The organism is Caballeronia sp. RCC_10 (assembly GCF_041360715.1).
Taxonomy (GTDB): Bacteria; Pseudomonadota; Gammaproteobacteria; order Burkholderiales; family Burkholderiaceae; genus Caballeronia; species Caballeronia grimmiae.
The window spans coordinates 207,556-234,260 of record NZ_JBFUPT010000009.1 but is presented as its reverse complement, the minus strand read 5'-3'; the positions used below and the strand labels follow the sequence as shown (position 1 = coordinate 234,260).

The 26,705-nt window shown below is 62.5% G+C and carries 23 protein-coding genes; 13 read left to right on the top strand and 10 right to left on the bottom strand.

Features of this window, described 5'->3' with window-relative positions:
• Nucleotides 1-60 precede the first annotated feature (60 nt).
• The gene (locus AB6804_RS18145) at nucleotides 61-441 is read left to right on the top strand and encodes an HPF/RaiA family ribosome-associated protein (RefSeq protein ID WP_370887607.1); all 381 of its coding nucleotides are present in this window, start codon (nucleotides 61-63) and stop codon (nucleotides 439-441) included.
• A 25-nt stretch (nucleotides 442-466) separates the two neighbouring features.
• Here the strand turns inward: AB6804_RS18145 and AB6804_RS18140 are convergent, their stop codons facing one another.
• From AB6804_RS18140 to AB6804_RS18130, 3 genes are all read right to left on the bottom strand, one after another.
• Entirely contained in the window at nucleotides 467-787 is a 321-nt protein-coding gene (locus AB6804_RS18140; RefSeq protein WP_152562583.1) for a four-helix bundle copper-binding protein, read from the bottom strand.
• 12 nt (nucleotides 788-799) lie between these two features.
• Nucleotides 800-1,003 carry a hypothetical protein gene (locus AB6804_RS18135; RefSeq protein WP_370887606.1) on the bottom strand — a complete coding sequence of 68 codons (204 nt, stop codon included), beginning with the start codon at nucleotides 1,001-1,003 and terminating at the stop codon, nucleotides 800-802.
• Nucleotides 1,004-1,393: 390 nt separating this feature from the next.
• The gene (locus AB6804_RS18130; RefSeq protein ID WP_370887605.1) at nucleotides 1,394-2,059 is read right to left on the bottom strand and encodes a hypothetical protein; all 666 of its coding nucleotides are present in this window, start codon (nucleotides 2,057-2,059) and stop codon (nucleotides 1,394-1,396) included.
• Nucleotides 2,060-2,398: 339 nt separating this feature from the next.
• On the opposite strand from AB6804_RS18130, the gene AB6804_RS18125 reads away from it, so the two are divergent.
• Nucleotides 2,399-4,012, top strand: a complete 1,614-nt coding sequence (locus tag AB6804_RS18125) for an FAD-dependent monooxygenase (RefSeq protein ID WP_370887604.1) — start codon at nucleotides 2,399-2,401, stop codon at nucleotides 4,010-4,012.
• 15 nt (nucleotides 4,013-4,027) lie between these two features.
• On the opposite strand, the gene AB6804_RS18120 is transcribed toward AB6804_RS18125, so the two are convergent.
• Complete coding sequence (locus AB6804_RS18120; protein WP_052005795.1) at nucleotides 4,028-4,264, bottom strand: hypothetical protein; 237 nt, start codon at nucleotides 4,262-4,264, stop codon at nucleotides 4,028-4,030.
• A 262-nt stretch (nucleotides 4,265-4,526) separates the two neighbouring features.
• Between AB6804_RS18120 and AB6804_RS18115 the strand changes: the two genes are divergently transcribed.
• From AB6804_RS18115 to AB6804_RS18065, 11 genes are all read left to right on the top strand, one after another.
• Entirely contained in the window at nucleotides 4,527-5,531 is a 1,005-nt protein-coding gene (locus tag AB6804_RS18115; RefSeq protein ID WP_370887603.1) for a hypothetical protein, read from the top strand.
• 80 nt (nucleotides 5,532-5,611) lie between these two features.
• Nucleotides 5,612-6,331: a PIG-L deacetylase family protein gene (locus AB6804_RS18110; RefSeq protein ID WP_370887602.1), complete on the top strand. Its 720-nt coding sequence runs from the start codon at nucleotides 5,612-5,614 to the stop codon at nucleotides 6,329-6,331.
• Entirely contained in the window at nucleotides 6,328-7,248 is a 921-nt protein-coding gene (locus tag AB6804_RS18105; RefSeq protein ID WP_370887601.1) for a glycosyltransferase family 2 protein, read from the top strand. The genes AB6804_RS18110 and AB6804_RS18105 overlap by 4 nt, the downstream gene beginning before the upstream one ends.
• 235 nt (nucleotides 7,249-7,483) lie before the next feature.
• Entirely contained in the window at nucleotides 7,484-8,773 is a 1,290-nt protein-coding gene (locus AB6804_RS18100; protein WP_370887600.1) for a glycosyltransferase family 4 protein, read from the top strand.
• Entirely contained in the window at nucleotides 8,770-9,348 is a 579-nt protein-coding gene (locus AB6804_RS18095; protein ID WP_370887599.1) for a D-glycero-alpha-D-manno-heptose-1,7-bisphosphate 7-phosphatase, read from the top strand. The genes AB6804_RS18100 and AB6804_RS18095 overlap by 4 nt, the downstream gene beginning before the upstream one ends.
• Nucleotides 9,345-10,511 (top strand): lipopolysaccharide heptosyltransferase II, encoded by a 1,167-nt coding sequence (waaF, locus tag AB6804_RS18090; RefSeq protein ID WP_370887598.1) that lies wholly within the window; start codon nucleotides 9,345-9,347, stop codon nucleotides 10,509-10,511. Before AB6804_RS18095 ends, waaF begins: the two co-directional genes overlap by 4 nt.
• A gap of 12 nt (nucleotides 10,512-10,523) precedes the next feature.
• On the top strand, nucleotides 10,524-12,269 hold the full coding sequence (locus AB6804_RS18085) for a carbamoyltransferase (RefSeq protein WP_370887597.1): 1,746 nt from the start codon (nucleotides 10,524-10,526) through the stop codon (nucleotides 12,267-12,269).
• Nucleotides 12,266-13,330, top strand: coding sequence for a glycosyltransferase family 2 protein (locus tag AB6804_RS18080; RefSeq protein ID WP_370887596.1), 1,065 nt, complete (start codon nucleotides 12,266-12,268; stop codon nucleotides 13,328-13,330). The genes AB6804_RS18085 and AB6804_RS18080 overlap by 4 nt, the downstream gene beginning before the upstream one ends.
• The gene (locus AB6804_RS18075) at nucleotides 13,327-14,391 is read left to right on the top strand and encodes a glycosyltransferase family 9 protein (RefSeq protein WP_370887595.1); all 1,065 of its coding nucleotides are present in this window, start codon (nucleotides 13,327-13,329) and stop codon (nucleotides 14,389-14,391) included. The genes AB6804_RS18080 and AB6804_RS18075 overlap by 4 nt, the downstream gene beginning before the upstream one ends.
• A complete protein-coding gene (locus AB6804_RS18070) occupies nucleotides 14,378-15,337 on the top strand; it encodes a glycosyltransferase family 4 protein (RefSeq protein WP_370887594.1) in 960 nt (319 codons plus the stop codon). Before AB6804_RS18075 ends, AB6804_RS18070 begins: the two co-directional genes overlap by 14 nt.
• Nucleotides 15,338-15,372: 35 nt before the next feature.
• Nucleotides 15,373-16,356, top strand: a complete 984-nt coding sequence (locus AB6804_RS18065; protein ID WP_370887593.1) for a UDP-glucuronic acid decarboxylase family protein — start codon at nucleotides 15,373-15,375, stop codon at nucleotides 16,354-16,356.
• Here AB6804_RS18065 and AB6804_RS18060 read toward each other — a convergent pair.
• The 6 genes from AB6804_RS18060 to AB6804_RS18035 form a co-directional block, all read right to left on the bottom strand.
• Nucleotides 16,346-16,942, bottom strand: coding sequence for a ParB-like protein (locus tag AB6804_RS18060; RefSeq protein WP_370887592.1), 597 nt, complete (start codon nucleotides 16,940-16,942; stop codon nucleotides 16,346-16,348). The genes AB6804_RS18065 and AB6804_RS18060 overlap by 11 nt on opposite strands.
• Nucleotides 16,943-16,963: 21 nt before the next feature.
• Nucleotides 16,964-19,621, bottom strand: a complete 2,658-nt coding sequence (locus AB6804_RS18055; RefSeq protein ID WP_370887633.1) for an ATP-binding cassette domain-containing protein — start codon at nucleotides 19,619-19,621, stop codon at nucleotides 16,964-16,966.
• Nucleotides 19,622-19,718: 97 nt separating this feature from the next.
• Entirely contained in the window at nucleotides 19,719-22,094 is a 2,376-nt protein-coding gene (locus tag AB6804_RS18050; RefSeq protein ID WP_370887591.1) for a DNA polymerase II, read from the bottom strand.
• A gap of 169 nt (nucleotides 22,095-22,263) precedes the next feature.
• Entirely contained in the window at nucleotides 22,264-22,935 is a 672-nt protein-coding gene (gene flhC, locus AB6804_RS18045) for a flagellar transcriptional regulator FlhC (RefSeq protein ID WP_035963772.1), read from the bottom strand.
• Between the two features lie 18 nt (nucleotides 22,936-22,953).
• Nucleotides 22,954-23,271 carry a flagellar transcriptional regulator FlhD gene (flhD, locus tag AB6804_RS18040; protein ID WP_035963774.1) on the bottom strand — a complete coding sequence of 106 codons (318 nt, stop codon included), beginning with the start codon at nucleotides 23,269-23,271 and terminating at the stop codon, nucleotides 22,954-22,956.
• 804 nt (nucleotides 23,272-24,075) lie between these two features.
• Nucleotides 24,076-26,613, bottom strand: coding sequence for a mechanosensitive ion channel family protein (locus tag AB6804_RS18035; protein WP_370887590.1), 2,538 nt, complete (start codon nucleotides 26,611-26,613; stop codon nucleotides 24,076-24,078).
• Nucleotides 26,614-26,705 lie beyond the last annotated feature (92 nt).

Here is a 26,705-nt window from a genome sequence, read left to right as displayed (position 1 = left end):
CTGCTTTTTCCGATTCGCACCTGCCTCTACGCTGGACTCACGTTCAACACGGAGGCATACATGAAACTCTTGTTCAAATCGCGCGATCCCGAAGCCATTTCTATGCACGACCTCGCAAAGGCGCGCAGCGAATTCGTGTTTCGCCGTCTTGCGTGGCTCATCACGCGGGCCACAGTCAGCCTGTCGGACATCAATGGACCGCGCGGCGGCATCGACAAGCGATGCCAGGTCGAACTGCAAGTGACTCGCGACCACAAGGTCGTGGCGACGTCCATCGCACGGGACTGGCGAGGCGCGATCGATCTTGCTCTCGCCCGCGCGGTTCGAACGCTCGTGCGCAAGCGTCAGAGTATGCGGCCGACGAGACGCGTGCGCGCCCGCAGCCATGCGTTCGAAGGCTCATCCGACGCCGCGCTGAAAGACATCGCGCAAGCAGTATGACGGGACTGCGGTCGCATCCCGCCCGCTACATCGCGCGGCAGGCTTCCGCGCACTGACGGCAGGCGTCGCTGCACGCCTGACAGTGATCGGCGGGATGACGGCTGCATTCGTCGGCGCAAGCATCGCAGATTCGCGCGCACAGATCGCAGAAATCGCGCATGAACTGCGTATCGCGTGCGAGCGCTTCAGAAGTGAAGCGGCACAGTGAAGCGCAGTCCAGATCGAGCCGGATGCACTTCTCCATCTCCGGAAGATGCCCTTCCGCGATGCACGCGGATGCGCAGTTGTGACAGGCCGCCGCGCAGCGATCCAGCTTCTCGATGCAGTCGATGTATTCGCTCATCATTCACTCCTTGCTTTATCGGTGCGTCGAATCTGGCGGGACCGGATTCTTGTCCTGCGATGAGGGCAGCGCATTCTCGCTGGCTTCGTGCTTGCCCTTCTCCTCGGCGTCGAGGTTCTCCTGACGCGTATCGCTCGCGGGAGTCGCTTCGCTGAGCGGTTCGTCCATGTCATCGGCTGTCGTGCGGGGCACGGGGTTTTCGCCCGGCGTTCGAGTCATGCTGAGCTCCTTCGGTTGAGACGACGTTCTGCGAATGATGCAGCAAGCCTCGGTCCCGTCGTTATCGCCCGCGGTCCTCGATTGCTTCGAAGCCGCCCTCGGGCACCGCGCCCATCGATATGAACAGCGTCCGCAATTCCGTACTCAATCCGTGCAAGTGGCTCATGAAGGTACGCGGATTGGCGAAGTACCACGGCGTATTCAGGTCGTGGAAGCTCGAAAGGTCGGGCGAGTCCGGCTCGGGGCATAGACCGTGAGAGAGTGTTTCCTCGAGAAATATGAACTGGTCGCCGTGGCTGCAGAATGTGTGCTTAACGTCGTCAATGTGAAGCGCGCGTGAGAGCACGCTTTGCAAGACGTTCTGATTGGCTCCCGTGCGACGAAAACCCATCACGCCGGAGTTGAAACGCAGCCGCAGATATCGGCCGTCAAGATGCGATCGCGGCCTTCGGTGAACCGTTCGAGCCTGACCGCAGGGTCCGTCACGAGAATGTCGGCGTCCACCCAGAAAACCCACTCATGATGTGGCAGATACTTGTCCAGCAGGAATGGCTTCGACCAGTTGCCGCACGCCTCGCGCGGGAAACCAGCGGGAACATTGCGATGCTGATAGAGCGTGTAGCCGTTTCGTTCGCCATAGGCGCGGAGGCTGGCCTCTCCATAGCGCGCATAACTCGCGATATTCGGCGTGTATAACGAGACGACCGCAATCGGTCTGCCCGGCTGATACACCGTCAATGGCTCATCGGTCACGTGCTCGGGCGGCGGCCTGTCGAAGAGCCGGCGATCGTCCGCCGCATGGCACTCGTTGAGGTGTCGCGCGAACACGACACGCCAGCGCGGACCATACTTGCTGTAGAGCTGCGGCGTGTAAATCAGCGACACCGCAACGACCGGCTTGCCAAGAAGATCCGGTTGCTGACCCGACCACATCGATGCAAGCGGAATCACGCCGTTGAGATAGTCCCGGTCCGGCACGGTCGGAAACGCTTCGAGCAGTTCCTTCTCCGTCACGAACTTGCCGAACTCAGAATACGCGCGGCATCTCGCGGCCATGTCGCGAGCAATGCGCCACGTTTTATACTTTCTTCGGATAGCGAATATTTACGAATTGATGCCGAAGTGACCCTGAGTCACGAGACTGTCGCGCCCCTCCATGATTCGCCCGAATCCTCGAATCGGACTAAGAGCGCGTGCTCGGTCGCGAAGATGAGAATCTCGCCGTCTGCCGCGCGTGCGAGACGGTCACTGATCGCATCTTGCGGTGCACGCATAGTAACGGACGCGGGCCTGCGCCGCGCCCCGCCTCCGGCGATCAAAAAGCGGCCACGCCTGTTCGCCGCGCGGTTATCCTTCGAACACGACATCCTTCTCCATTCGACAAGGAGCCCGCGCATGCCCGATACGACCGACGTGTTGATTGCAGGCGCAGGCCCGGTCGGCCTGATGCTTGCCGCTGAATTGCGCCGCGATGGCGTCGATGTCCGCGTGATCGACGCCCATATCGGGCGCACCTTCTTCGTGAAGGCGCTGGGCGTCACTGCGCGCACGCTAGAACTGTTCGAGGATCTAGGCGTCGTCCAGGAGGCGATCGACGCAGGCGTCTGGTTGACCGGCGCGGACGCCTATCGTGACGGCGAGCTTGCGTCGAGCACGCCGGTGCCGCGCGAAGGTCTGCCGTACGGGGCCTTGTCGCTTGCGCAGCATGAGACAGAGCGCATTCTCGAGCGCGCGCTCGCGCAGCATGGCGGGCGCGTCGAGTACGGCACGACGCTAATCGATTTTGCAGAAGATGCGGACGGCGTGACATGCAACCTGCAAACGCCCGATGGCGCTGCGAACGCGTTGCGCTGCCGATGGCTCGTCGGTTGCGACGGCGCGCGCAGCACCGTGCGCCGGCATCTGAATGTTCCGTTCGATGGCGACCGCTATCCGCAGACGTTCATGCTCGCCGATCTCGATGTCGACTGGCATCTGCCGCGCGGCCCGATGATCCGCATCAGTCACTCGGCGGCGGCCGACGGTCGCGGCCCGGCGACGCTTGCAGCCGTGCCGGTGCGCGGATCGCCGCGCCGGTATCGCCTGTCGGTGGTGCTGCCGCCCGACGACGCCGCCCGCCTCGAAGCCGCCGCCGCGCCGGATTTCGCGGAGATCGAACGCATCATGCTGCCGATCCTGCCCGGCGGCACCCGCTTATCGTCGATGCATTGGTCGTCGGTGTATCGCGTGAGTCATCGGATCGCGGCGCATTACGTGCAAGGACGCGTCTTCCTTGCCGGCGATGCCGCGCATATTCATCCGCCGGTCGGCGGCCAGGGCATGAACACGGGCGTGCAGGACGCGCACAACCTCGCGTGGAAACTGACGCTAGCCGCGCGCGGACTCGCGGGCCGGTCGCTGCCGGACAGTTATGAGGCCGAACGGCGTCCGGTCGGGCTGGACGTGGTGGAATCGACGAGCCGCGCGCTCAACACCGTGCTCGCTCATGGCGAAGTGAGGCCCGCGATGCGCGAGACGCAATTGCTCGTTGGCTATCGCGGCAGCCCGATCGTCGCGGATGCATGCGACCACGTCGAGCCCGAGTTGCCCGCACCGGGCGATCGCGTGCCGGAGATCGGCGGCTTGTCGGAGGATTTCATCGGCCATCGACAGCGGCTTGCGGCGCATATCGGTCACGGAAGACACACGCTCATCGGCTATTGCGCGGACGATACCGGCGATCGCGCCGCTGCCTCGTTCGACGCCGTCGCCGATGCGTGGCGCGGCGCGCTCGGTGCGGCATCGAATGCGGTGCTGATTGCAGCGCCGGGGACGGCGTGCGGCGCGAGCGAGGCGTATCGCGTGCTGACCGATTCGGCTGGAGAATTCGCCGGCGCATTCGGCGCGCGAAGCGGCATGATGTGGGCCGTGCGGCCCGACGGACATATCGGCTTCAGAAGCGGCGACTGCTCGGCTGTCGCGCTGATGGCGTGGCTCGACAGCGCCCTCGGCAGCGCCCGTCGAGCCTGAACGTGGACGCCGCGATCACCCCGCCGCCATTTGCAGCTCTTTGGGCACGTGGCGGCCGTCCAGCTCGTCCTTCCCATACTGAATAGCGAACTGCTCAGCTGCCCGCGCCGTGTCGAAAGGCCGAAACGGCCCGACCGCGCGCCTTACGCCGCCGGGTCGCTCGATCAATACCGTCGATACGAATTCGCCCGCCGCATGCACGACGACCGCCGACAACTCGCAGCCTTGATAGTCGACTGGAATGGAATCCATTGCTGACCTCGTTACGATTGATTTGGCCGAACCATGCAGGCATTCGACGCGAAGGCCGCTCGTCGGTCGAGCGTGCCTGCGCGGTTTCGCGAAGCGGGTCGGTAAACCTCATTTGTAGCGCCGATCGCGCGGTCCGCCCGTGCGTCGACGAACATTCGCCGAGACCGGACAGGCCCAATTTGCGCATGCTTCTCATTTAGCCGGTATGCTCGACCTGCCGTCCAGGACGAGACGCTACACATTCGCTATCAATCCTTGCTCGATGACACCAATTCGACCGCAACGACAACGTAAAACTGTCGGCTGGACACTCACCTGCGCCGCTGTCATCTTCATCAGCGCCAACGCGCACGCTCAGGAATTCTCCGTCCTCGCGGGGCCGCTCAAGAGCAGTAGTCAGAACACGTATTCATGGGAGGCGAACTATCGCGAAGGCCTCGGGCCGTATGCCGCGTGGAGCTTATCGTGGCTCAACGAAGGCCATATTCCGAATCATCATCGGGATGGTCAGGCGGTGCAGTTATGGGGCCGGCTGCCGCTCATCAACAACCGGCTGGAGTTGTCGGCGGGCGCAGGGCCGTATCGGTACTTCGATACCAGCGAGGCGCAGGCGGGCGGCGACTATTCGAACACGCACGGCTGGGGCGCGATGTTGACGCTGCGCGCGGCGTATTACTTCGACAATCGATGGATCGCGCAAGTAAAGCTCAATCACGTGCAGGCGTTCGGCGGTCCGGACACCACGGCCCTTCTCTTCGGCATCGGCTATCAGCTCGATGCGCCGAACGGTCACGGCCCGCGCGATAGTGCGCCTTCGCGCACGACCAACGTCACCGGCAACGAAGTCACCGTCATGCTCGGCACAACCGTGCTGAACAGCCTCGACTCGGAAACGAATCTGGCGGCAGGCATCGAGTATCGTCGCGGGCTTTGGCGTTATGTCGATTTCACCGCGTCGTATCTGCATGAAAGCGGGCATGTGCAGTCGCGACGCGATGGCGTGGCGGCGCAACTCTGGGCGACGCGCGCATTCTTCGACGACCGCCTCACGCTCGGCGTCGGCGCGGGGCCGTATCTGTCCATCACGCAGAACGACGATCTTCCGCAGAGTCGCACCGGCGACGGACGCTTCGCGGGGCTGGTATCGCTGTCGGCGAGTTATCGCTTCACGAACCGCTGGCTTGCGCGCGTCACGTGGAACCGCTTGGTGACGCGATACGACCGCGACGCGGACATCATCGAGGCGGGCGTCGGCATGCGCTTCTGACGCGCCGGCTTCCGCGTGCAACCGGACGTGGCCCGTTACTTGCGCAAAAACGAGCCGTTTCCAGCACTCGACGCTCGCCCATGTTCGAAGCCACGCTCAGACTTCTGGTGATTTCCCCGCATCTCGATGACGCCGTATTCGGTTGCGGCGCGTCGCTCGCGGGCGCGTCCCGGCCGCGCGTCTGCACGGTCTTCACCGCCTTTCCCGCCAACGACCTCCATACCGACTGGGACGCGCAATGCGGCTTCACCGGCGCGCTCGAAGCGATGACGGCGCGCATCGAAGAGGACAAGCATGCGCTCGGCGTCCTCGGCGCCGCGCCGTTCCATCTCGGCTTTCTCGATTCGCAATACGTTCCCGATGCGTCCGAGTCCGCCAGGCCGACGCGCGACGCGATTGCGCAGGCGCTGATCGATGCGATCGACGAGCATCGCCCGGATGCACTGTTGATGCCGCTCGGCCTCTTTCATTCCGATCATATCCTCGTGCATGAAGCCGCTTGCGATGCCTGGCTTAAGCGCCCCGATGTACCGTGCTATGGATATGAGGAAGGGCTGTATCGCCGGATGCCTGGCATCGTGCAGCAACGCATGGCCGATCTTCTCGCACGCGGCATCGAAGCCACGCCGTTCAATCCGCCGCTTCCCGCAGCGGCCGAGATGCAGCGCCGCGATGCGCTCAAACGCGAAGCGGTGAGCGTCTATGCAAGCCAGTTGAAGGCGTTCGGCGACGATGGCTACGACGACGTCTTCATGCCCGAACGTTACTGGACACTGAAAATCGCAGAGGACCGCCGATGAGCGCGGTCCCGCAACCGTCGCCGCTTTCGCACGACGCAAGGGCAGCCCGCATCAGCGTCGTGGTGCTCACGTATAACCGCGTCAATCAGGTGCTCGACACGCTGGCGAGACTCGCCGCCTTGCCGGACCGCATCGACATCATCGTGGTCGACAACGCGTCCACCGATGACACGGCCGAACGCATCACGCAGGCCTTTCCGTTCGTAGAACTCGTCGTCGCGCCGTCCAACATGGGCGCCGCTGGCCGCAATCTCGGCGTGGACCGCGCGCGCACCGAATACGTCGCCTTCTGCGATGACGATACATGGTGGGGCGAGGGCTCGCTCTCTCGCGCAGTCGAGATGCTCGATGCCGCGCCGCGCGTCGCAGTGCTGAGTGCGCGTGTCGTCGTCGGTGAAGACGGCGCTGCCGACGAAACATGCGAACGCATGCGCGCGAGCCCGCTCGGCGCGCGTGGTTTGCCGGGGCCTTCGCTCGTCGGCTATATGGCCGGCGCAAGCGTCTTTCGCACGAGCGTATTCAAAGCGATGGGCGGCTATGAACCGCGCCTATTCATCGGCGGCGAGGAATCCTTGCTCGCCCTCGACATGCTCGATCATGGTCACGCGCTCGTGTATGCCGATGAGCTAGTGCTTCATCATCATCCTTCGCCGATACGCGACAGCGCGTTGCGTCGACGGCTGCTTGCGCGTAACGCGGCGTGGGTCGCATGGCTGCGGCTGCCGCTGCGCGAAGCCATCGGCGCAAGCCTGCGTGCATTGAACGTGATGCATCGTGAACGCACCTTGTCGCGCGATGCGCTGGACATGCTGCGCGCGCTGCCGTGGGCCTTGACGCGGCGGCGTGTGGTAAGCCGCCATGTTCAGATGATGCGCGCGATCGTTCGTGATGACGACCGCCGCCGCGATGCACGATGAGCGCCATCGCACGAAAGCACGCATAACTACAAGCAGCGTGTAAAACCGCATCCTTGGCTGAGAAGCGTTTCAACGAAATTGCTTTCGTCTGCCGACGAACAAACGATTCTGCGCATTTTTTCGAGCGTGGCACAACGAATGCTCAAAGCCGTCAAGGCTTCGAAGCGCGCCGCAATCCTTGAGCCGCGAGCGCTTCCAGGCTCATTCCAAACAACGCGGATCAAGGGGCCATCACGTGAAGATCGCACTTATCAGTGAGCATGCGTCGCCTCTTGCGGTGGCAGGCGGTGTCGATAGCGGCGGGCAGAACATCTACGTCGCGCACGTTGCACGTCATCTTGCGCGCAACGGCCATGAAGTCGATGTCTTTACACGCCGCGACCGCTCGCTGCTGCCGCTCGTATCACGCTTCGAAGGCATCCAGAACATCCGTGTGATCAATGTTCCGGCGGGACCGCCGGTGCAGTTGCCCAAAGAGCAGCTTCTGCCGCACATGGACGAGTTCGCGCGCTTCATGATCGGCTACTTCAAGAAGCAGGCGACGCCCTATCACGTCGTGCATGCGAACTTCTTCATGTCCGGGCTCGTCGGCATGCGCATCAAGGACGCGCTCGGCACGCCGCTCGTCACGACGTTCCATGCGCTTGGCCGCGTGCGCCGCATTCATCAGGGCGCAGGCGACGGCTTTCCCGATGAGCGCTTCGATATCGAAGACGCGCTCGTGCGCGAGTCGGACTCGGTCATCGCGGAATGCCCGCAGGATGAAGCCGATCTGCTCTCGCTCTATCACGCCGATGCCTCGCGCATCGATCTCGTGCCGTGCGGCTTCGACAGCACCGAGTTTCATCCGATGAAGAAGGCCGAAGCCCGCGAACGCCTCGGCTGGCCGCAGGATCGCTTCATCGTGCTGCAGCTGGGGCGCATGGTTCCGCGCAAGGGCATCGATAACGTGGTGCGGGGCATCGGCATATGCAATCGTGAGCTAAACGAAGAAGCGCACCTGTATGTCATCGGCGGGAACTCCGACGAAGCGAACGAGATCGCGACGCCGGAGATCGGCCGCTTGCGCGGCATCGCCGACGAATGCGGCGTCGCCGACAAGGTGAACTTCCTTGGCCGTCATGGACGGCAACGCCTGAAAATCTTCTATAACGCGGCGGACGTATTCGTGACGACGCCGTGGTATGAACCGTTCGGCATCACCCCGCTCGAAGCGATGGCTTGCGGCCGGCCCGTGATTGGCGCGGACGTGGGCGGCATTCGCTATTCGGTCGCGCATCGCGAGACGGGCTTGCTCGTGCCGCCTAAAGACCCGGCCGCCCTTGCCGATGCGCTCGCCGCCATCAAACGCGATGCCGCGCTCGCCGAACGCATGGGCGAGGCCGGACTCGAACGCGCACGTGCGATGTTCACGTGGGCGAGCGTTGCGCAATCGCTGGAGCGCGTCTATGCGCGCGTGGCGAATGTCGATACGGCCAGCGATGTGCAAAGTCGCCGCGCGGCATACGGCGGCGCGAGCGCATGAAACCCGCTGTCTTTCTTGACAAGGATGGCACGCTGCTCGATGACGTGCCCTATAACGTCGATCCCGCCAGGATGCGTCTGGCGCCCGGCGCATTCGATGCGCTCGCGACGTTCGCCCGAATGAAGGCGCCGATCGTCGTCATCAGCAATCAAAGCGGCGTCGCGCTGGGAAAGTTCGATGCATCCGCGCTCATCGATGTCGAGCACAAACTGCATGCGCTTGCCGCCGATGCGGGCGCGACGCTCGCGGGCGTCTACTGGTGTCCGCATCATCCGCAAGGGACGGTGGCGCGTTATGCGCTCGCGTGCGATTGCCGCAAGCCTGCGCCCGGCATGATCCAACGCGCCGCGCTTGAGCTTGGGCTCCATCTCGAGCGAAGCTGGTTCGTCGGCGATATCCTCGACGATATCGAGGCTGGACATCGCGCGGGCTGCCGCGCGGTGCTCATCGATAACGGCAACGAGACGGTGTGGCAGCGCGGCCCGCTGCGCGAGCCGGATGCGATCGCGAGCGACATGCATGAAGCCGCGCGCATCATCGAGCGGGCGTGGCACGAGACGGAGCTTTCGACATGAAGCGCGAGGTTCCGGTCACGATCCAGCCCGCCATCGCACATGCACGCGCGCCGGCCACGTCCGTGCAGCGCGTGTGGGGCGAGGATGTACGTCGCATTCTCTGCATCCGTCCCGACAACCTCGGCGATGTCTTGATGACCACGCCCGCGATTCATGCGTTAAAGCATGCGTATCCGGGACGCCATCTCACGCTGCTTGCGTCGGGTTCCGGCGCGCAGGCGGCGCGTTTCATCGACGATATCGATGACGTGATCGAATATCACGCGCCGTGGGTCAAGCACGACAAGCCGATCGACGCAGCCGCCGATCTCGCGATGCGCGAGCGTCTTGAATCGCTTGGCTTCGATGCCGCGGTGATCTTCAGCGTGTATAGCCAGAATCCGCTGCCCGCAGCGATGCTGTGCCATCTATCGAACATACCGCGAAGGCTGGCGCATTGCCGCGAGAATCCATACGGGCTACTGACGGATTGGGTTGCGGAATGCGAGCCTCAACAAGGCACGCGGCATGAAGTGGAGCGACAGCTTGCGCTCGTTGCAAGCGTCGGCGCACATGCGAGCGATACGCGCATGCGATTCGACTTGCGCGCAGCCGATGAAGCCTCGCTCCAACGCAAGCTGGCCGAGCGCGGCATCGATATCGACGCGCCCTATTTCGTCATGCATCCCGGTGCGACCGCCGCATCGCGCCGCTATCCGCCGGAGCGTTTCGCGCAAGCCGCACGCGAGCTTGCAACGCGGACCGGCTGGCCCGTGCTCGTCAGCGGCTCGTCTAGCGAAGCGGCGCTGTGCGAATCAGTGAGTGCGGGCGATGCGCGCATCGTCGGTCTCGCGGGCGCATTGCAACTCGGCGAACTCGCGGCGCTCATCAAGCAGGCCCGCGTGCTGATTTCGAACAACAGTGGTCCGGTGCATATCGCGTCGGCGCTCGGCGCGCCCGTCGTCGATCTCTACGCGCTGACGAATCCGCAGCACATGCCGTGGCAGACGACGCATCGTGTGCTCTATCACGATGTGCCTTGCCGCTGGTGCTATCGCAGCGTATGTCCCGAAGGGCATCATCTTTGCCTGCTTGGCGTGAGTGTCGATGAAGTCGTCGATGCCGCCCTCTCGCTCCTCGATGCCCGCACCGAACACCATCCTGCTCATCTGACATTACCCTGAGAGAAGCGCCTTATGTACACACTCGGAATCAATGCGGTCTATCACGACAGCGCAGCGGCGCTGGTTCACGACGGCGTCGTGATCGCGGCAGCGGAAGACGAGCGCTTCACGCACGTGAAGCACGCAAAGCGTCCCGTGCCTTTCTCGACGTGGCAGCTTCCGTTCGACGCCATCGACTACTGCCTCAAGGAAGCGGGCATCGAACTGGCGGATGTCGATCACATTGCCTACTCGTACGATCCGCACCTGTTCTCGGGCATGCCGAAGCAGGCGAAGGCGACCATCACGCTGCCCTTCATGCCGTCCGAGCATGTCAGCACCAATCCTTCCGAGTCGCCGTGGGACCCGCTGTTTCTAAGCTATATCGCCAATGCGCGCGGCCAGTTGATCGACGGCGCGCCGCATCATTTGAAGAAGCGCTTCGTCAGCGGCGGCCGTGCGCCGCGCTTCGAATGGCATCATGTCGATCATCATCTTTCGCATGAAGCCAGCGCGTTTCTCGCCGCCCCCTATGAAAACGCCGCTGTATTGACGATGGACGGACGCGGCGAAGGCGTGACGACGAGCCTTGGCCAGTTCGTCGATGGCGAATATCAGCGCGTGAAGCAAGTGGAATTGCCGCATTCGCTCGGGCTGCTTTATGAAGCCGTGACGGACTATCTCGGATTTCTGCACTCGTCCGACGAGTACAAGGTGATGGCGCTGGCTTCCTTCGGCAAGCCCGCATACGTGGATCAGTTCCGCGAAATCGTGAAGTATCGCAATGATGGCAGTTATACCGTCGATGCACCGCGTCTCGTCGAACGCTTCGGCCCGCGACGCGAGCGCGGCGGACCGCTGACGCAGCATCACTACGATATCGCGCATTCGCTGCAGGTGGTGCTCGAAGAGACCGCGCTGGAACTGGCGCGCTGGCTGCACGAGCGCACCGGTCTCAAGCATCTTGCGATGGCGGGCGGCGTCGCCCTCAACTGCGTGATGAACGCACGCTTGCGCGATCGCGGCCCGTTCGAGGACATTTGGGTCCAGCCAGCTGCGGGCGATGCAGGCACCGCGCTCGGCGCCGCGCTCTGGACGGACTATCAGCAACGCGTGAAGCAAGGCGATCGCAGCCGCCGCTGGAGTATGAATCATGCGTATCTTGGACCGTGCTATAGCGAAGAGGACATTGAATCATTCCTCAAGTGGTCCAAGACGCCGTATCGCAGGCTCAACGATATCGCCGCTGAAACAGCCGATATTCTCGCGTCGAACCGCGTGATCGGCTGGTACCAGGGCCGCACGGAATTCGGTCCGCGAGCATTGGGCGCGCGCTCGATTCTCGCTTCGCCAATCGATCCGTCGATGCAGGCGCGTCTCAACGAAATCAAGGATCGCGAGGATTTCCGCCCGGTCGCGCCCGTCGTGATGGAAGAGCACGCAGCCGACTGGTTCGTGGACGCACGCGTCGCGCCGTTCATGCTCTTCGTCTTCGATGTGCGCGAAGACATGAAAGCGCGCATTCCGGCGGTCACTCATATCGACGGCACAGCTCGCGTGCAGACCGTCAATCGCTCGCAGCATCCGCTTTACTATGACCTGCTCGCCGCGTTCAAGGCGCGCACCGGCGTGCCGGTGCTCGTGAATACGTCGTTCAACACGCGTGGCGAGCCGATGGTCAACTCGCCGCGTGATGCGGTCGAATCGTTCTGGACGTCCCCGCTCGATGCGCTCGTGATCGGCCCGTTCCTCATCGAGAAGCCGGGGGTGCCTGCATGAGCACCATCGCAGGCTCGTTCTCCTACGACGGCGCAGGCGATGCTGCACGCGACGCCGCAGCGCAAGATGCGAGCACTGGGACGGGTGCTGCGTTCGACGTGTCCGTCGTCGTGCCGACGTATCAGCGCCCCGACATGCTCGAGCGTTGTTTGCGCGCGATCATCGCGCAGGACTATGACAAGACGCGCTACGAGATCATCGTGTGCGACGACGGCCCCGACGATGCAACGCGCTCACGCGTCGCATCGCTTGCACGCGAATGCGAGCAGGGTCCGCGCATCCGCTATGTGCCGGTGACGGCGACGCAGGGACCGGCCGGCGCACGCAACGCGGGATGGCGCGCATCGGGCGCCGCATGGATTGCATTCACCGATGATGACACGATCCCCGATCCGCAGTGGCTCGCCAGTGGCGTCGCAGAATTGCGCGCGGGCGCGGATGCGGTGTCCGGGCGGATCGTGGTGCCGCTCGGCCCGCGACCGACCGATTACGAACAGGACGCCGCGGGACTTGCGCATACGGAGTTCGCGACGGCCAATACTTTCGTGACGCGATCGGCGTTGAAGCGCGTCGGCGGCTTCGACGCGCGCTTCACCTCGGCGTGGCGTGAAGACTCCGATCTTCAGTTCAAGCTGATGCGCACCGGCGCGGACATCGTCCGTTCCGAACACGCGATAGTGCTGCATCCCGTGCGTCCCGCGCGCTGGGGCGTAAGTCTTTCGCAGCAGAAAAAGAGCCAGTTCGACGCGCTGCTTTACAAGAAACATCGCACGCTCTTCAAGGAACGCATCAGAAGCACGCCGCCTTTGCTCTACTACGCGATACTCGCGGTGGTCGTGATCGCCTTGCTCGCATTCGTGAACGGCAACGCCACACTGGGGCTGCTGGGTCTGGAAGTGTGGTTAGCGTTGAGCGCGTGGTTCTGCCTGAAACGCCTCAAAACAACGGCGCTGACCCGCACGCACATACTCGAAATGGCGTGGACGTCCCTATGGATTCCATTCCTCTCGATCTATTGGCGGCTCTATGGCGCGGTGAAATTCCGCGTGCTGTTCGTATGAGACCCGCGAACGTCGAACGCATCGCGATCTTCAGAGCGCTTCAGCTCGGCGACATGCTGTGCGCCGTGCCTGCGTTGCGCGCGTTGCGTCGTGTGTATCCGCAAGCGCATATTGCGTTGATCGGCCTGCCCTGGGCGCGCAGCTTCGTCGAACGATATGCGCATCTGCTCGATGAACTGATCGTGTTTCCCGGCGCGATCGGTTTTCCCGAGCAAGAGGAAACGGACGCGCACCTGCCCGCTTTTTACGATGCGATGCGTGCGCGCCGCTTCGATCTGGCGATCCAGTTGCACGGCAGCGGCGGCGTCGCCAACGACATCGTCGAGCAGATGCACGCGCGCATCAACGCTGGCTTTCTGAAACCGGATGAAGCATCGCGCGAAGGGGTGTTCATTGCGTGGCCCGATGCATTGCAGGAGGTCGCACGCTATAACGCGCTGATGGATGCGCTCGGCATCGATGCGAGCGATACGCAGCTTGAAATTCCGCTGACGCGAGACGACACGCGCGAGTGCGACGCCCTGATCGACCGATACGCACTCGAACCATCCCGCCTCGTGCTCGTTCATGCAGGTTCGCAATTGCCGTCGCGCCGCTGGCCCGCCGAACGATTCGCGCAGGTTGCAGCCGCGCTGGCGAACGATGGATGGCAGGTTGCGCTTACCGGCAGCGCGGGTGAGGCGGACATCACGGCGAGCATCGCCAACACCCCTGGCGTTCACGCCGTCGATCTGACCGGCAAGACATCGCTCGGCGGACTCGCCGCGCTCGTTGCGCGTGCGCGGCTCATCGTATGCAACGACACGGGGCTTTCCCACGTCGCGGCGGCGATGCGCACGAAGAGCGTCGTCATTGCATCGGGCAGCGACACGCGACGCTGGGCGCCGCTCGATCATGAACGTCATCGCGTGCTCGCGGACTATCCGCCGTGCCGCCCCTGTGCGTTTCGCGATTGCCCGTATGGGCATCCGTGCGCACTGAACATCAGCGTCGGGCAAGTGCTCGATGCTGCTCGAATCCAATTGCCCGCAGAAAAACTGGAAACCGATGCCCACTGTTAATCAAAAACGCCTGCGCGTGCTTACGTGGCATGTCCACGGCAATTACATGTATTACCTGAGCCAGGCGAAGCACGACTTCTATCTCGTGACGAAGCCCGGTCATCCGCCGGGCTATGCGGGCAAGGTCGGCGTGCTGCCGTGGGGCGACAACGTGCATGAGGTACCCGCCGATCAAGTGGCTTCACAGGAGTTCGATGTCGTGCTGTTTCAGCATCGCACACACTGGGACGACGATCGCATCAATCTTCTTTCCGATGCGCAACGACGCTTGCCGCGCGTCTATATCGAACATGATCCGCCGCAAGAAAATCCGTTCGAGCAGCGCCATTGGGTCAACGATCCGAATACCCTGCTCGTGCACGTGACGCACTTCAACCGCCTGATGTGGGACAGCGGCGAGACGCCCACGCGCGTGATCGAGCATGGCGTGGTCGTGCCCGAAGGCGTGCGCTATAGCGGCGAGAAGGAACGCGGCATCGTCGTCATCAATCATTTGCGGCAACGCGGGCGCAGGCTCGGCAACGACGTGTTCGCGGATGCGGCCCAACGCGTTCCGCTCGATCTCGTTGGCATGGACGCCGAATCGGCGGGCGGTCTCGGCGAAGTCGGCAATCTGGAACTGGCCGCATTCACCGCGCAATATCGCTTCTTCTTCAATCCGATTCGCTGGACGAGTCTCGGCCTGGCCATCGTCGAAGCCATGACCATCGGCATGCCGATCATCGGCCTGGCGACGACGGAGCTTGCCACCGTCATTCGCAATGGCGACAGCGGCTTCATCCATACCGATACGAACGCGCTCGTCGATGCGATGCAGCGCCTGCTGCGCGATCCCGCCGAAGCACGACGCATGGGTGAAGGCGCGCGAAGACTCGCGCTCGAGCGTTTTCATATCGACCGCTTCGCCACCGAATGGGAAGCAACGTTGCGGCACGTCTGCAACTAGGGCATCAGGATGCAATCACATCAAAGGGAATCGTCATGAAAGAAGCATTTCGCAAGCGCATTCTGGTGACTGGCGGGGCGGGCTTTCTCGGCTCGCATCTGTGCGAGCGGCTGCTCGCGCAAGGGCACGACGTGCTGTGCGTCGACAACTTCTATACCGGCACCAAGGACAACATCGCGCATCTGCTCGACAGCGCCAACTTCGAGTTGATGCGCCACGACGTGACGTTCCCGCTGTATGTGGAAGTCGACGAAATCTATAACCTCGCGTGCCCCGCATCGCCGGTTCATTATCAGCATGATCCGGTGCAGACGACGAAGACGAGCGTGCACGGCGCGATCAACATGCTGGGGCTTGCCAAGCGCGTGAAGGCGAAGATCTTCCAGGCATCGACGAGCGAAGTCTATGGCGATGCCCGCGTGCATCCACAGCAGGAAGCGTACTGGGGCAACGTGAACCCGATCGGTCCGCGTTCTTGTTACGACGAAGGCAAGCGCTGCGCGGAGACGCTTTTCATGGACTATCGCCGGCAGCATGGGCTCAACATCAAGATCGCGCGCATCTTCAATACGTATGGTCCGCGCATGCATCCGAGCGATGGCCGCGTGGTGTCCAACTTCATGATGCAGGCGCTCGCCGGCGAGCCGATCACCGTCTATGGCGAAGGCTCGCAAACGCGTTCATTCTGCTATGTGGACGACATGGTCGATGCGTTCATTCGCCTGATGAACACGCCCGATGAAATTACCGGCCCGGTGAATCTCGGCAATCCGCATGAGCTGTCGATGCTGGAAATCGCTCAGCGCATCGTGGCGCTGACGGGCTCGAAGTCGGAGATCGTGTTCCGTCCGCTGCCGATGGATGATCCGTGGCATCGTCAGCCTGACATCACGCAGGCGCGAACGCTGCTGGACTGGCAGCCCGTGACCGTGCTCGATGAAGGCTTGCGGCGCACCGCCGCGTACTTTCGGCAGATCATCGAGGCGCAGCAAACGCGCTCCGCGATGGCTACGCTTTGAAGCCCGGCAGTTCGCGCGCTTCGTCCTCACGCGAAGCGGCGACTGCCTGAGCGAGCGCCTTGGCGAAGCCCGCAGTCGATGCGAAGTCGCCCTGTATGCGCTCGCGGAAGTAATCGGCCCATGCGAACTTCGCGTTGAACTCCGGCGAATCTTCGAACATGCCCGCCATGCGCACGAACGCGGCAAGGCTCAGATAAGGATCATCGGGCATCGCGGCGATGGAAGGCGGCAACGCTTCGACCGATATTTCGTTACCCTGATCATCGAACGGATGAATCCAGCCGTGCTCACGCATGGCCGCAAGGAAGGCGTCGTGGTCCCGATCGCTGAAATCGCATGCGATGGATACCGGCACGACTGCGATGCCAAGCTCATGCCACGCGCGCGCCCAGTGATGATGGTCGATCACATGCAGCGTCCCGCCCGGCCCGCGCACGAGGCGCAGCGCATGTTCGTCCATGAAAGCCGCACGCCTGTCATCGGGCTGCTCGCTCGTCAAACGCATCTTCTCGCGCACATGCTCCATCCCTAATGCGCCTTGCGTCGGCTTGAGTTCATCGATGCGTGCGGATGTCTTCTCGTCCATGTGATGCGTCCTCGTCATCTTTCACGCTTCAGTACGAACGGCCACCTGCCTGATCGCGGCGATCAGCCGTTCCGCAGGCACTGGCTTCGTCATATGCATCTGGAAGCCCGCCATCTGCGCACGCAAGCGGTCTTCGGTCTGCGTGTGACCCGTCAACGCTATCGCAGGCATGCGTTGATCGAGCGATACGCGCCGGCTCGCCTCCAGTTCCCGCACGCGACGCAATACCTGATAACCGTCTTCCTCGCCAAGCACGATGTCGCATAGAAACGCATCGGGCCACTGTTCGGTCGGCGTAGCTGCGAGCCATTCGAGTGCGTCCTTGCCCGATGCCACCAGGCGCACGCCTGCTCCCGTCGTTTCGAGCACCGCGCCGAGTGCTTCCCGCGCGGCTTCCTGATCGTCGAGGACCATCACGCAGAGGCCGTCGAGATTGCCGGTGACATCGGCTTGCGGGCTTGCCTGCCCATCGGCGTCGACGACAGGGCGCAGAGGCATCATCGCGACATATGCGAGGTGGCCATCCACATAGCCGACGGTGAACGTGCCGCCCATTTCGCTCAACGCTTCTTCGAGCCTGCGCGCCTGCTCTTGGGATAGCGGCGCTGGCTGCGCGCGACGCCCGAGCACGCAAACGCGCACCTGATTCGCTTCACGCTCCACGCGCAATTCCACGCGTTCGCCACGATCCGCCGCATGTATCTCCGTGCGGCACAGGTCCGCGATCACGAGTTGAAGCACGCCCGGATCACCGGTCACGCGCAGATCGTCTTCGGGCAGCATCGTGTAGAGATGCACGCCATGTTCGACGATTTCTTCATGCAAGCCATCGACGACGCCCGCGATCAGCGCGCCGAGATGGACCGGTTGCGCCGACACCTTGCGCTGCACTTGCGCGAGTTCGCCCTGTTGCGATTGCAGCGACCACATGCGCGCATAAACGCCGCCGCGTTCGATCAGTTCCGAATGCTGCCCCTGCTCGACGATACGCCCGTGTTCCATCACGAGGATCCAGTCCGCATTGACCACGGTCGATAACCGATGCGCAATCACGATCGACGTGCGCCCTTGCGCGAGCCTGTCGAGTTCGCTTTGAATCGCGCGTTCGGAGCGTGTATCGAGCGCGGAAGTCGCTTCATCGAACACGATGATGCGCGGGTCCTTCAGGATGGCGCGCGCAATGGCGATGCGTTGCCGTTCGCCGCCCGATAGCCGCACGCCACGCTCGCCGACGCGCGTCTCGTAGTGATCCGGCAGGCGTTCGATGAAGCTATCGAGCTGTGCCGCACGCGCCGCGCGCACCACGTCCGCGCGCGTGGCCGACGGACGCCCATACGCGATGTTGTACGCGATCGTATCGTTGAAGAGCACGGTGTCCTGCGGCACGATGCCGATGGCTTCGCGCAGGCTCTTTTGCGTGACGTGCCGGATGTCCTGACCGTCGATGGTGATGACGCCGGACGTCGGCTGATAGAGCCTGAAAAGCAGCTTCATCAGCGTGGATTTACCCGAGCCGCTACCGCCCACGACTGCGAGCTTTTTGCCCGGATGCGCGCGAAAATCGATATCGCGCAGAATCTGACGCGCCGGATCGTAGCCGAAATCGACGTGCTGAAATTCAATCTCGCCCGCTGTAACTTCGAGCGGCTTCGCATCGACTTCATCGACATCCTCGCCGCGACGCCCGCGCGCAAGCAATATTTCGAACATGCGTTCGACGTTCACGATCGCATCGTTGGTCTCGCGAAACACGAAGCCCAGCGTATTGAGCGGCGCGCAGACCTGAACGATATAAGCGTTGACCAGCACGAGATCGCCGACACTCATCGTGCCCGCGACGACGTTTTGCGCAGCCAGCAGCATGACGGCGGCAATGCCGATCGCAATTACCGTGCTCTGCCCCACATGCAGAATGGTCAACGCGCGCTGGTTCGCGGTGCGCGCCGTGACCCATTTGTCGAGCACCGTCGAAAGGCGCATGCGCTCGACGTCTTCGCTCGCGAAAAGCTTCACCGTTTCATAGTTCAGCAGACTATCGACGAGACGGCTGTCCGATTGCGCTTCGAGCCGGTTCACCGCGCGCTGAAAGCGCATGCGATAGCGCGTGAAAATCAGGGTATAGCCCGCGTAGCACACGAAGGTGATGCCGATGGCGATGGTGAAGGTGCGCGCATACTGGCTCATCATGATCGCGACGACCGTGGCGATCTCGATCAACGTCGGCACGATGGTGAAGATTGCGACGCCCAGCAGAAAGCCGATGCCATCCGCGCCCTTCTGCACGTCGCGCACGACGCCGCCCGTTTCGCGCTGCGCATGAAAACGCGCACCCATGCCGTGCAAATGTGAGAACGTACGTTCGGTGAACGATGCAACGGTGCGCTGCGTGACGATGCTGAATATGATGTCGCGTGCTTCGTTGAGCACGTCGCCGAGATAGCGCATCAGCACGTACGTCAGGATCACGAACACCGGAAACACAGCGTTGGCCGTCGGCCGGCTGAATTCGTCGATCACTTGCTTCAGCATCAGCGGGACCGACACAACGGCGAGCCGCGACGCGATCATCAGCGTGACAGCGGCAAGCGTTTGCAAGCGATACTTCCAGATCGCCTGCGCAAGATCGCTCACGATGCGGTTGCGCAGTTGCGAGCGGCTGATTTCCGTGGACGCCATCATCATGTGCGTGCTTCCATTGTCGATTTTTCCGATGCAGGCAACGTGAGATGCGGCAGCAAATGCCGCGCCCGCGTTTTCGGGCGAGCCACGGTTACGCTCAGAACAGCTCTTGCTGTCCCGACATCAACGCGGCGAAATCGTCGCGCATGAAAGGCAGGATGCCATCCGCCACCGGCTGAAGCTGCTTGCTCACGTAATGTTCGTAGTCGATCGGTGCGGAACGCGCTTCGACCGGCTCGGGACCGCCGAGCGTCATCACATAGCTAATCCATCCGCCGTTCTGATATTGCAACGGCCGGCCCTGCCGTGCGTTGAACTCGTCGGCGCTGCGCGCTGCGCGCACATGCGGCGGCACGTTGCGCTGATATTCGGCGAGGCTGCGGCGCAGGCGCTTGCGATAGATCAGCAGCGCATCCAGTTCGCCGCGCCGCGTGCGGTCGACGTAATCGCGCACGTAGTCCGCATACGGCTCGCCCTTGAAGATGCGCATATAAAGCTCTTGCTGAAAACGCTGCGCGAGCGGGGTCCAGTCCGTGCGTACCGTCTCAAGCCCTTTATAGATGATTTCTTCGCTGCCGTCCGCACGTTGCGTGAGACCGGCGTAACGCTTCTTGCTGCCCTCTTCCGTGCCGCGGATCGTCGGCATCAGAAAGCGCGTGAAGTGCGTTTCGAATTGCAGTTCGAGCGCGCTTTCGAGTCCGAATGTTTCATGCAGATGCTTGCGCCAATAGTCGTTCACGTAATCGACGAGCGCGCGGCCGATGCGCGCGGCGTCGTCTTCATCGCGTGCGCGGCGCAGCCAGACGAAGGTCGAATCCGTGTCGCCGTAAATCACGCCATAACCTCGCGCTTCGATCAGTTCGCGGGTGCGATGCATGATTTCATGGCCGCGCATGGTGATCGACGACGCGAGGCGCGGATCGAAGAAGCGGCATCCGCTCGATCCCAGCACGCCATAGAACGAATTCATGATGATTTTGAGCGCCTGCGAAAGCGGCTTGTTGCGCTGACGCTTCGCGGCCTCGCGTCCCTGCCATACCTGCTCGACGATCGCGGGCAGGCAATGCTTGTCGCGCGAAAACAGCGCGCCGCGAAAGCCGGGTACGGTGCGCGTCGCATCCGTTTCGCTCATGCCTTGCGCGAGACCAACCGGATCGATCAGAAACGTGCGGATGATGGACGGATACAGGCTCTTGTAGTCGAGCACGAGCACCGAGTCATAGAGACCGGGCCGCGAGTCCATAACGAAGCCGCCGGGGCTCGCTTCTTCAGGCACGTCGCCGAGATTCGGCGCGACGTACCCAAGCCGATGCATGCGCGGCATATACAGATGCGTGAACGCGGCCACCGATCCGCCGCTGCGATCGGCCGCCAGTCCCGTGACGGTCGCGCGTTCGAGCAGGAACGGCAACAGTTCCGTCTTCTCGAAGACCTTCGTGACGAGTTCGCAATCGGTCAGGTTGTAATGCGCAAGCGCGGGCTTGTCCTCCTGAAAGCGCCGCTCGATCTCGTCCATGCGGGCATAGGGACTGTCGATCGCCTTGCCTTCGCCGAGCACGGACTGCGACACGTATTCGAGGCTGAACGACGGGAAATTCCACGTCGCCGAACGCAACGCCTCGATGCCGTCGATCACGAGCCGTCCTGCAATCGACACGAAGAAATGATTGCGCTTCATGCCGTGCTCGCGCCATTCGACGACGCTGCCGTCCCGGCCTATTGCAAGCGGCACGCCGTAATCGTCGGCATGTTTCTGCAGCACGCGCAAATCGAACTGCACGACGTTCCAGCCGATGATCGCATCCGGATCATGTTGCGCTATCCATGCGTTGAAACGCTGCAACATCTCGGCGCGGGTCGCGCAATAGTCGAGAGCGAAATCGCGTGCGGCTTCGGTATCGCCATTCGGCGGTCCGAGCATGAAAACCTGACGCGCGCCGCAGCCTTCGAGCGCAATCGAGTAGAGCGCGCCCTTCGCACTGGTTTCGATATCGAGCGAGACGAGTTTCAGCGACGGACGATAAGCGGCAGCAGGCTTCAGTTCGCTATGAACGACACCGCCGCTCGCTTCCCCTTCGAATGAAACGGGCGCGGTGATGAAGCGCTCCATCAGATAGCGTTCGGTCGGGCGAATATCGGCTTCGAAGACATTGACGCCCGCATTCTTCAGCGTCTTTTCGAGCCCGAGCAACTGGCGATACTGAGGGCAATACAGCCCAAGCACCGGCTTCTGACGAAAGTCCTTGAGCGGCAATTCACGCAGTTGCGCATCGCGCACAGTGCGAACGAGCGGCTCGGCTCGATCGCGATCTTCCGCGCGAATGAATGCGACTGGCGTTTGTGGGGCAATGCGGATCTTGCGCGGGCCGTCATCGGTGGCGAGCCAGAACTCGACCTCCGTGCCGGTTGCCGTATCGCGCCAATGACGCGTCAGCAAGAAGCCTTGCTTTGATGTCTGTGCGGCCTGAGCCAAGGCGTTTCCTTCGATAGCGCGTGCTGTCGAAGCATTTTACTTGGGGCCGGAAGATGTCTGCGCCGCGCACGAATGGCGCGTTGCAAAGAGAATTAAAAAACGGTAGCGGCATGCCGGTCGTCCACCATCCAGCGGATGGCCCTCGCTGGGCGACCGGCGCCGCTACCGCCTAAGCAGCCTGTGCGACCAGGCTCGCGCGCTGCGACTGCATAGCCGCAACGTTCTCGAGTGCGATCTGCTCCAGATGATCCGGCGCTTGCGGCACTTCGTTCTTGATGGACACACCCTCCAGAGCGGCTTCTTGAACGGCCTGTTTCGCGGCCGCCGCTTTCTTGGTCTTCCCCGCGCGTGACGGCGGCTGGCAGGCCCCGCACACCACGTTGTTCTGCAAATCATGCTTGTGTGCGACAAACTTCCCGGTACAGCGGCAGCAGGGCGTCATCTGCAGCATGCCCGCGTCGAAGAAGCGCACAAGAGTCCAGGCCCGCGTAAGATCGAGTACCGCCTCGGCGCCGCTATGCTTGCAGTGCTCGAGATACAGCCGATACCCCTTGGTCAACGCATCGAGATGCGAACAACCGGCTTCGTTCTTGAGGAACGTATAGGTGTTGTAGAAAAGCGATGCGTGGATGTTGGCCAGCCACGTCATGTACCAGTCCGCCGAAAACGGCAGCATGCCCTTGGGCGGCGATACACCCTTCACTTCGCGATACAGACGGATCATGCGATCGCGCGAGAGCGTCAGTTCACTCTCCAGCACTTGCATGCGCGCGCCAAGCTCGATCAGCGCGATGGCGCGGAATACTTCCTGGGCGTCTTCGGTGAGGCTCTTCTTAAGCATGGCTCGCTCCGTCGTCACTTAAGCGAACTGTTCAGCCGGCTGGCCAGCCAGCAGGATTGCTGCATGCGTCGGCGCGATGTCGGCGTTTTTCGCCGGCTGCGTCAGTGCCGACAGCATCGTGTGATCGTTGAAGCGGAAAGCGCACAGCAGGTTGTCGGATTGCGCGAGCTTGACGACCTGTGCGAGCGTGAGCCCGGACAGCAAGTCAGCCAGTTCCTTCGACAGCCCGAGCCGGAACATGCCGATGGCCCGGTCCTCGCGCAGCAGACGCTGAGCGAGCATGATGTAAGACAAGTTGATTTCCCGGATTGATTCCAGCGTTTCGCGACCGTTCATGGTTGCTGCTTCCAGTAAATCCCCGAATATCCCGCCGGCTTGTTGCCGCTATCTTTTTTATTCCCTCGCCGTGCCGGTTTGGACCGGCTACGTACTTTGATACAGCCCGTTACAACTCGTAACAAACTCTGTGAAACGGATTCTAAGTACGGCCCTAAACGAACGCAAGGCCATCTCAATAATATTTTGTTGCAAACAACACTTCGACTCGGTAAGTTTTGGACCTGCAAAATTGACCGCGTCGTTTTGTCGGACGAAGAGACTTTTAGGACGGCTCGATGCAGGTTGGTTTTTGATGGGAGTAATTGCCTGACGCCCGCATCAACGGGGGATTGCGGGGTTCGGTTGACAGGTTTCGCGGGTATTTTCGGGAGGCATATCGACGGTAAAAAACAGGTAAAAACGCCGTGAAAACCCGTTTTACCGACTGATGCGCGATGGTGTAATTTTTGCGCGATGTGCGTTACATGTGTCGCATGCCGAGCGCTTCGCCAAACTCCCTGCATTGGAATGCCACTTCGCCATGCACGACGACTTCATGTGCGAGACGACTGCTCGCCAGTTACAAATTCCGAATGGCGGGCGTGGAGCCGCGTTGCGCGGCAGGAGTACCGAAAAATGTGCGTAGTGCGCTTCTTGTTCAGCTAGACGAGCTGGAAGCGAGAAATTGCGATTAACGGAACCTGACGCTGATTCGTTGAGCGCCGCCAACGCGCCGATACCGGCGGCGATCGAACCGTGTGTACGGGACTTTTACGGCCCGTACGAACCGCGCCGTTCTATCGAACGGCGCGGTCCATCGACTCACGTCCCGCTCTGCGCGCCGCGTGGCGGCGGCGCGCTCGACGCGGCATCGTTGCCGGCGGCCGCTTCGTTCGTCGGATGCTGCGCCGCCTTGGACGGCTCCGCGCGCTGATCCGCGCCCGCCTTGTCGCTGTCGTCCTGGATGTCCAGTGTCGAATCCTGTCCGCTGCCGTTGACGATCACGAAATTGCGCTGTGGATTCGCGATCTCGATGCCGCGCGCCGTGAACTCGTTCAGGATGCGGCGATTGAACTCACGCTGCACCGGCCAGCGCGAGCTATCCCGGCATTGGATCTGACCAGCGAGCGTGACGGTCGAACCGTCGACGGCGTCGACGCCCCAGAAGCTGAAGTCGGACAGGATGCCGTCGCGGAACGCTTCGTCCTCGCGTAGCGCCGCGCCGATTTCCTTGAGCGTCGAAATGGCGAGATCGACGTCCTGGCCAAGCGCGATCGACACACGCACCGCCGCATTGCCGATGCCGCGATTGGTGTTGTTCACCGTCGTCACCGAGCTGAACGGCACCGTGTAGAGCGAGCCGTCACCGCCACGCAGGCGTACGGTGCGAATCGACAGATACTCGACCGTTCCGGAAACGCCCGAAACCGTCACCCAGTCGCCGACCTGCATCGCGTTTTCCATCAACAGGAAAATGCCGGTGATGAAATCCTGCACGAGCTTTTGCGAGCCGAAGCCAAGCGCCACGCCGAAGATGCTGGCGCTCGCGAGCAGCGGCGCCGTGTTCACGCCGATCTCCGAGAGACCAGTCAGCACGACCACCATCGCGATGATGATGAACAGACCTGTACGCATCATCGGCAGGAGCGTGCGCAGGCGGGCCGCGCGCACGCGATCGCCGGTCGTGTTCCATTGCTCCAGACGCCGTTCGACGAACACGTTGGCCGATTCCCACACGAGCACCGCGAACACGGCGGCGACCGCGATCGTCAGCAGTGCAGACGCGAGCCGGTTGCCGACCCCGCCCGAGGTGAAGAAGCGCAAGATGTGCACGCCCCACACTTCGAGCAGGGCAATCACGGTCGCCACGCCGATCACCGTCTGCACGATGCGGCGCAGCGCCGGGTAGTAGCGGTACGCGTGCCGATGCGCAATGGACTTGCTGGCGAAGTCCTCTTCGTCGTTATCGCGGAAGAGGCGTCCGAGCGCACCGAATGCGACGATGGCCGCGACGCGCGACACGACGAGCACCAGCAGCGACACGCCGCCCAGATGAAACAGCGTCGCGTAGCCGTTTTCCACGCCGAGCGCCCATACGAACCACATCGCCATCACGAAGAAGATCGCGACACCGGCCCATACATCCGCGACCCAACTGCCGACGAGCGCCACCGAGCGATGCGCAGACATGCGCTGGCGAATGCTCTCGCCCACGACATTGCGCGATTCGAAGATGACCCACGCGATCATCACATGCACGACGAGCGTAACGATCTTGAGGATCGCGATATGCGCCGCATCGGACAGCCCGAGCGGCTCGCAGCCGTTCGCGAGCGCAATGCCCGCCCCGCCGACGATCACGATGCGCCGCAGCCAGCGCGTCGTATAGATCGCGTACTGGTCGCGCATCTGAATCAGGCGCAGTCCGCGCGCACGCGGTGCGACGAGGAACGCGCAGACGATCATCACGGCGCGGCAAACCAGATAGACGTCGATGAGGGCGCCTGCGACGTGCGCTTCGGTCGTGTTGTCGTCGATGAAGATGGACATCAGGATCGCCACCGCGCCCATGAACGCGCCGAGCGGAATCACGTTGTAGAGCAGATACAAGAGCGCGTTCGGCAGTCGTTGCAGCAAGGTCCAGTGATGCGCGGCGTGACGCTTTCCGCGCGCCGCGTCGACCTTGCGCTCGGCGACGTGCATCGCAACTTCATCGCCGGTGCGCTGCGCCGTGTCTTCGGCGCGCTCGGCCGCGCGTTGTTCGTGCACGAGTTGCGGCTCGTTTGCTTCGGTATCCGCGATGCCGCGTGCCGCGACTTTCTCACGCGGCTTGCGCAGGAGCCTCGACGCGAAAAATTCGATCAGCAGCGCAGGCACGAGCGACAACAGGACGGTCCATACGACGTGGACCAATAGCGCGCGTTCCTGCTCCGTATTGATGCGGTCACGCCACCAGTACACGACCGAGCGTATGTTGAGCAACGCGCTCGCCGAGTGCCGCAGACCGGCGCCGAAATGCACCAGCCAGTTGCCCGCCTGACGCGATAATTGCGACGCGAGCCCGTTCGCGGTCAATGAATTGGCGAGCACGCCCGATGCACCGGATGCCGGCGCTGCCGCCGATGCCGGCTGCGCTGCGCTCGCGGGTGCGGCCAGCGCGCCGGCTGCGGCGACGGCACGCAGCGTGTCGGCCACTTGCGCGCGGCGTTGCGGATCGTTGAGCACCGAGAGCGCATCGCGGGCTTGCTGCGGCGTCAGCGCGACAGCGGGCTGCGAGGCCGGTTGCGATGTGGCGGCGTTGGCTTGTTGGAAGTTGATCGCGACGACGATCAGATAGAAAGCAAGAAATAGTTTGCGCATGGGTCGGATGAAGATCTCGAAATTTCGGGGACTCGATGCGAGGGTGTGCATGCTGCAGGCTAACGCGATGGGTGTCGCCATGCACGGAGGCG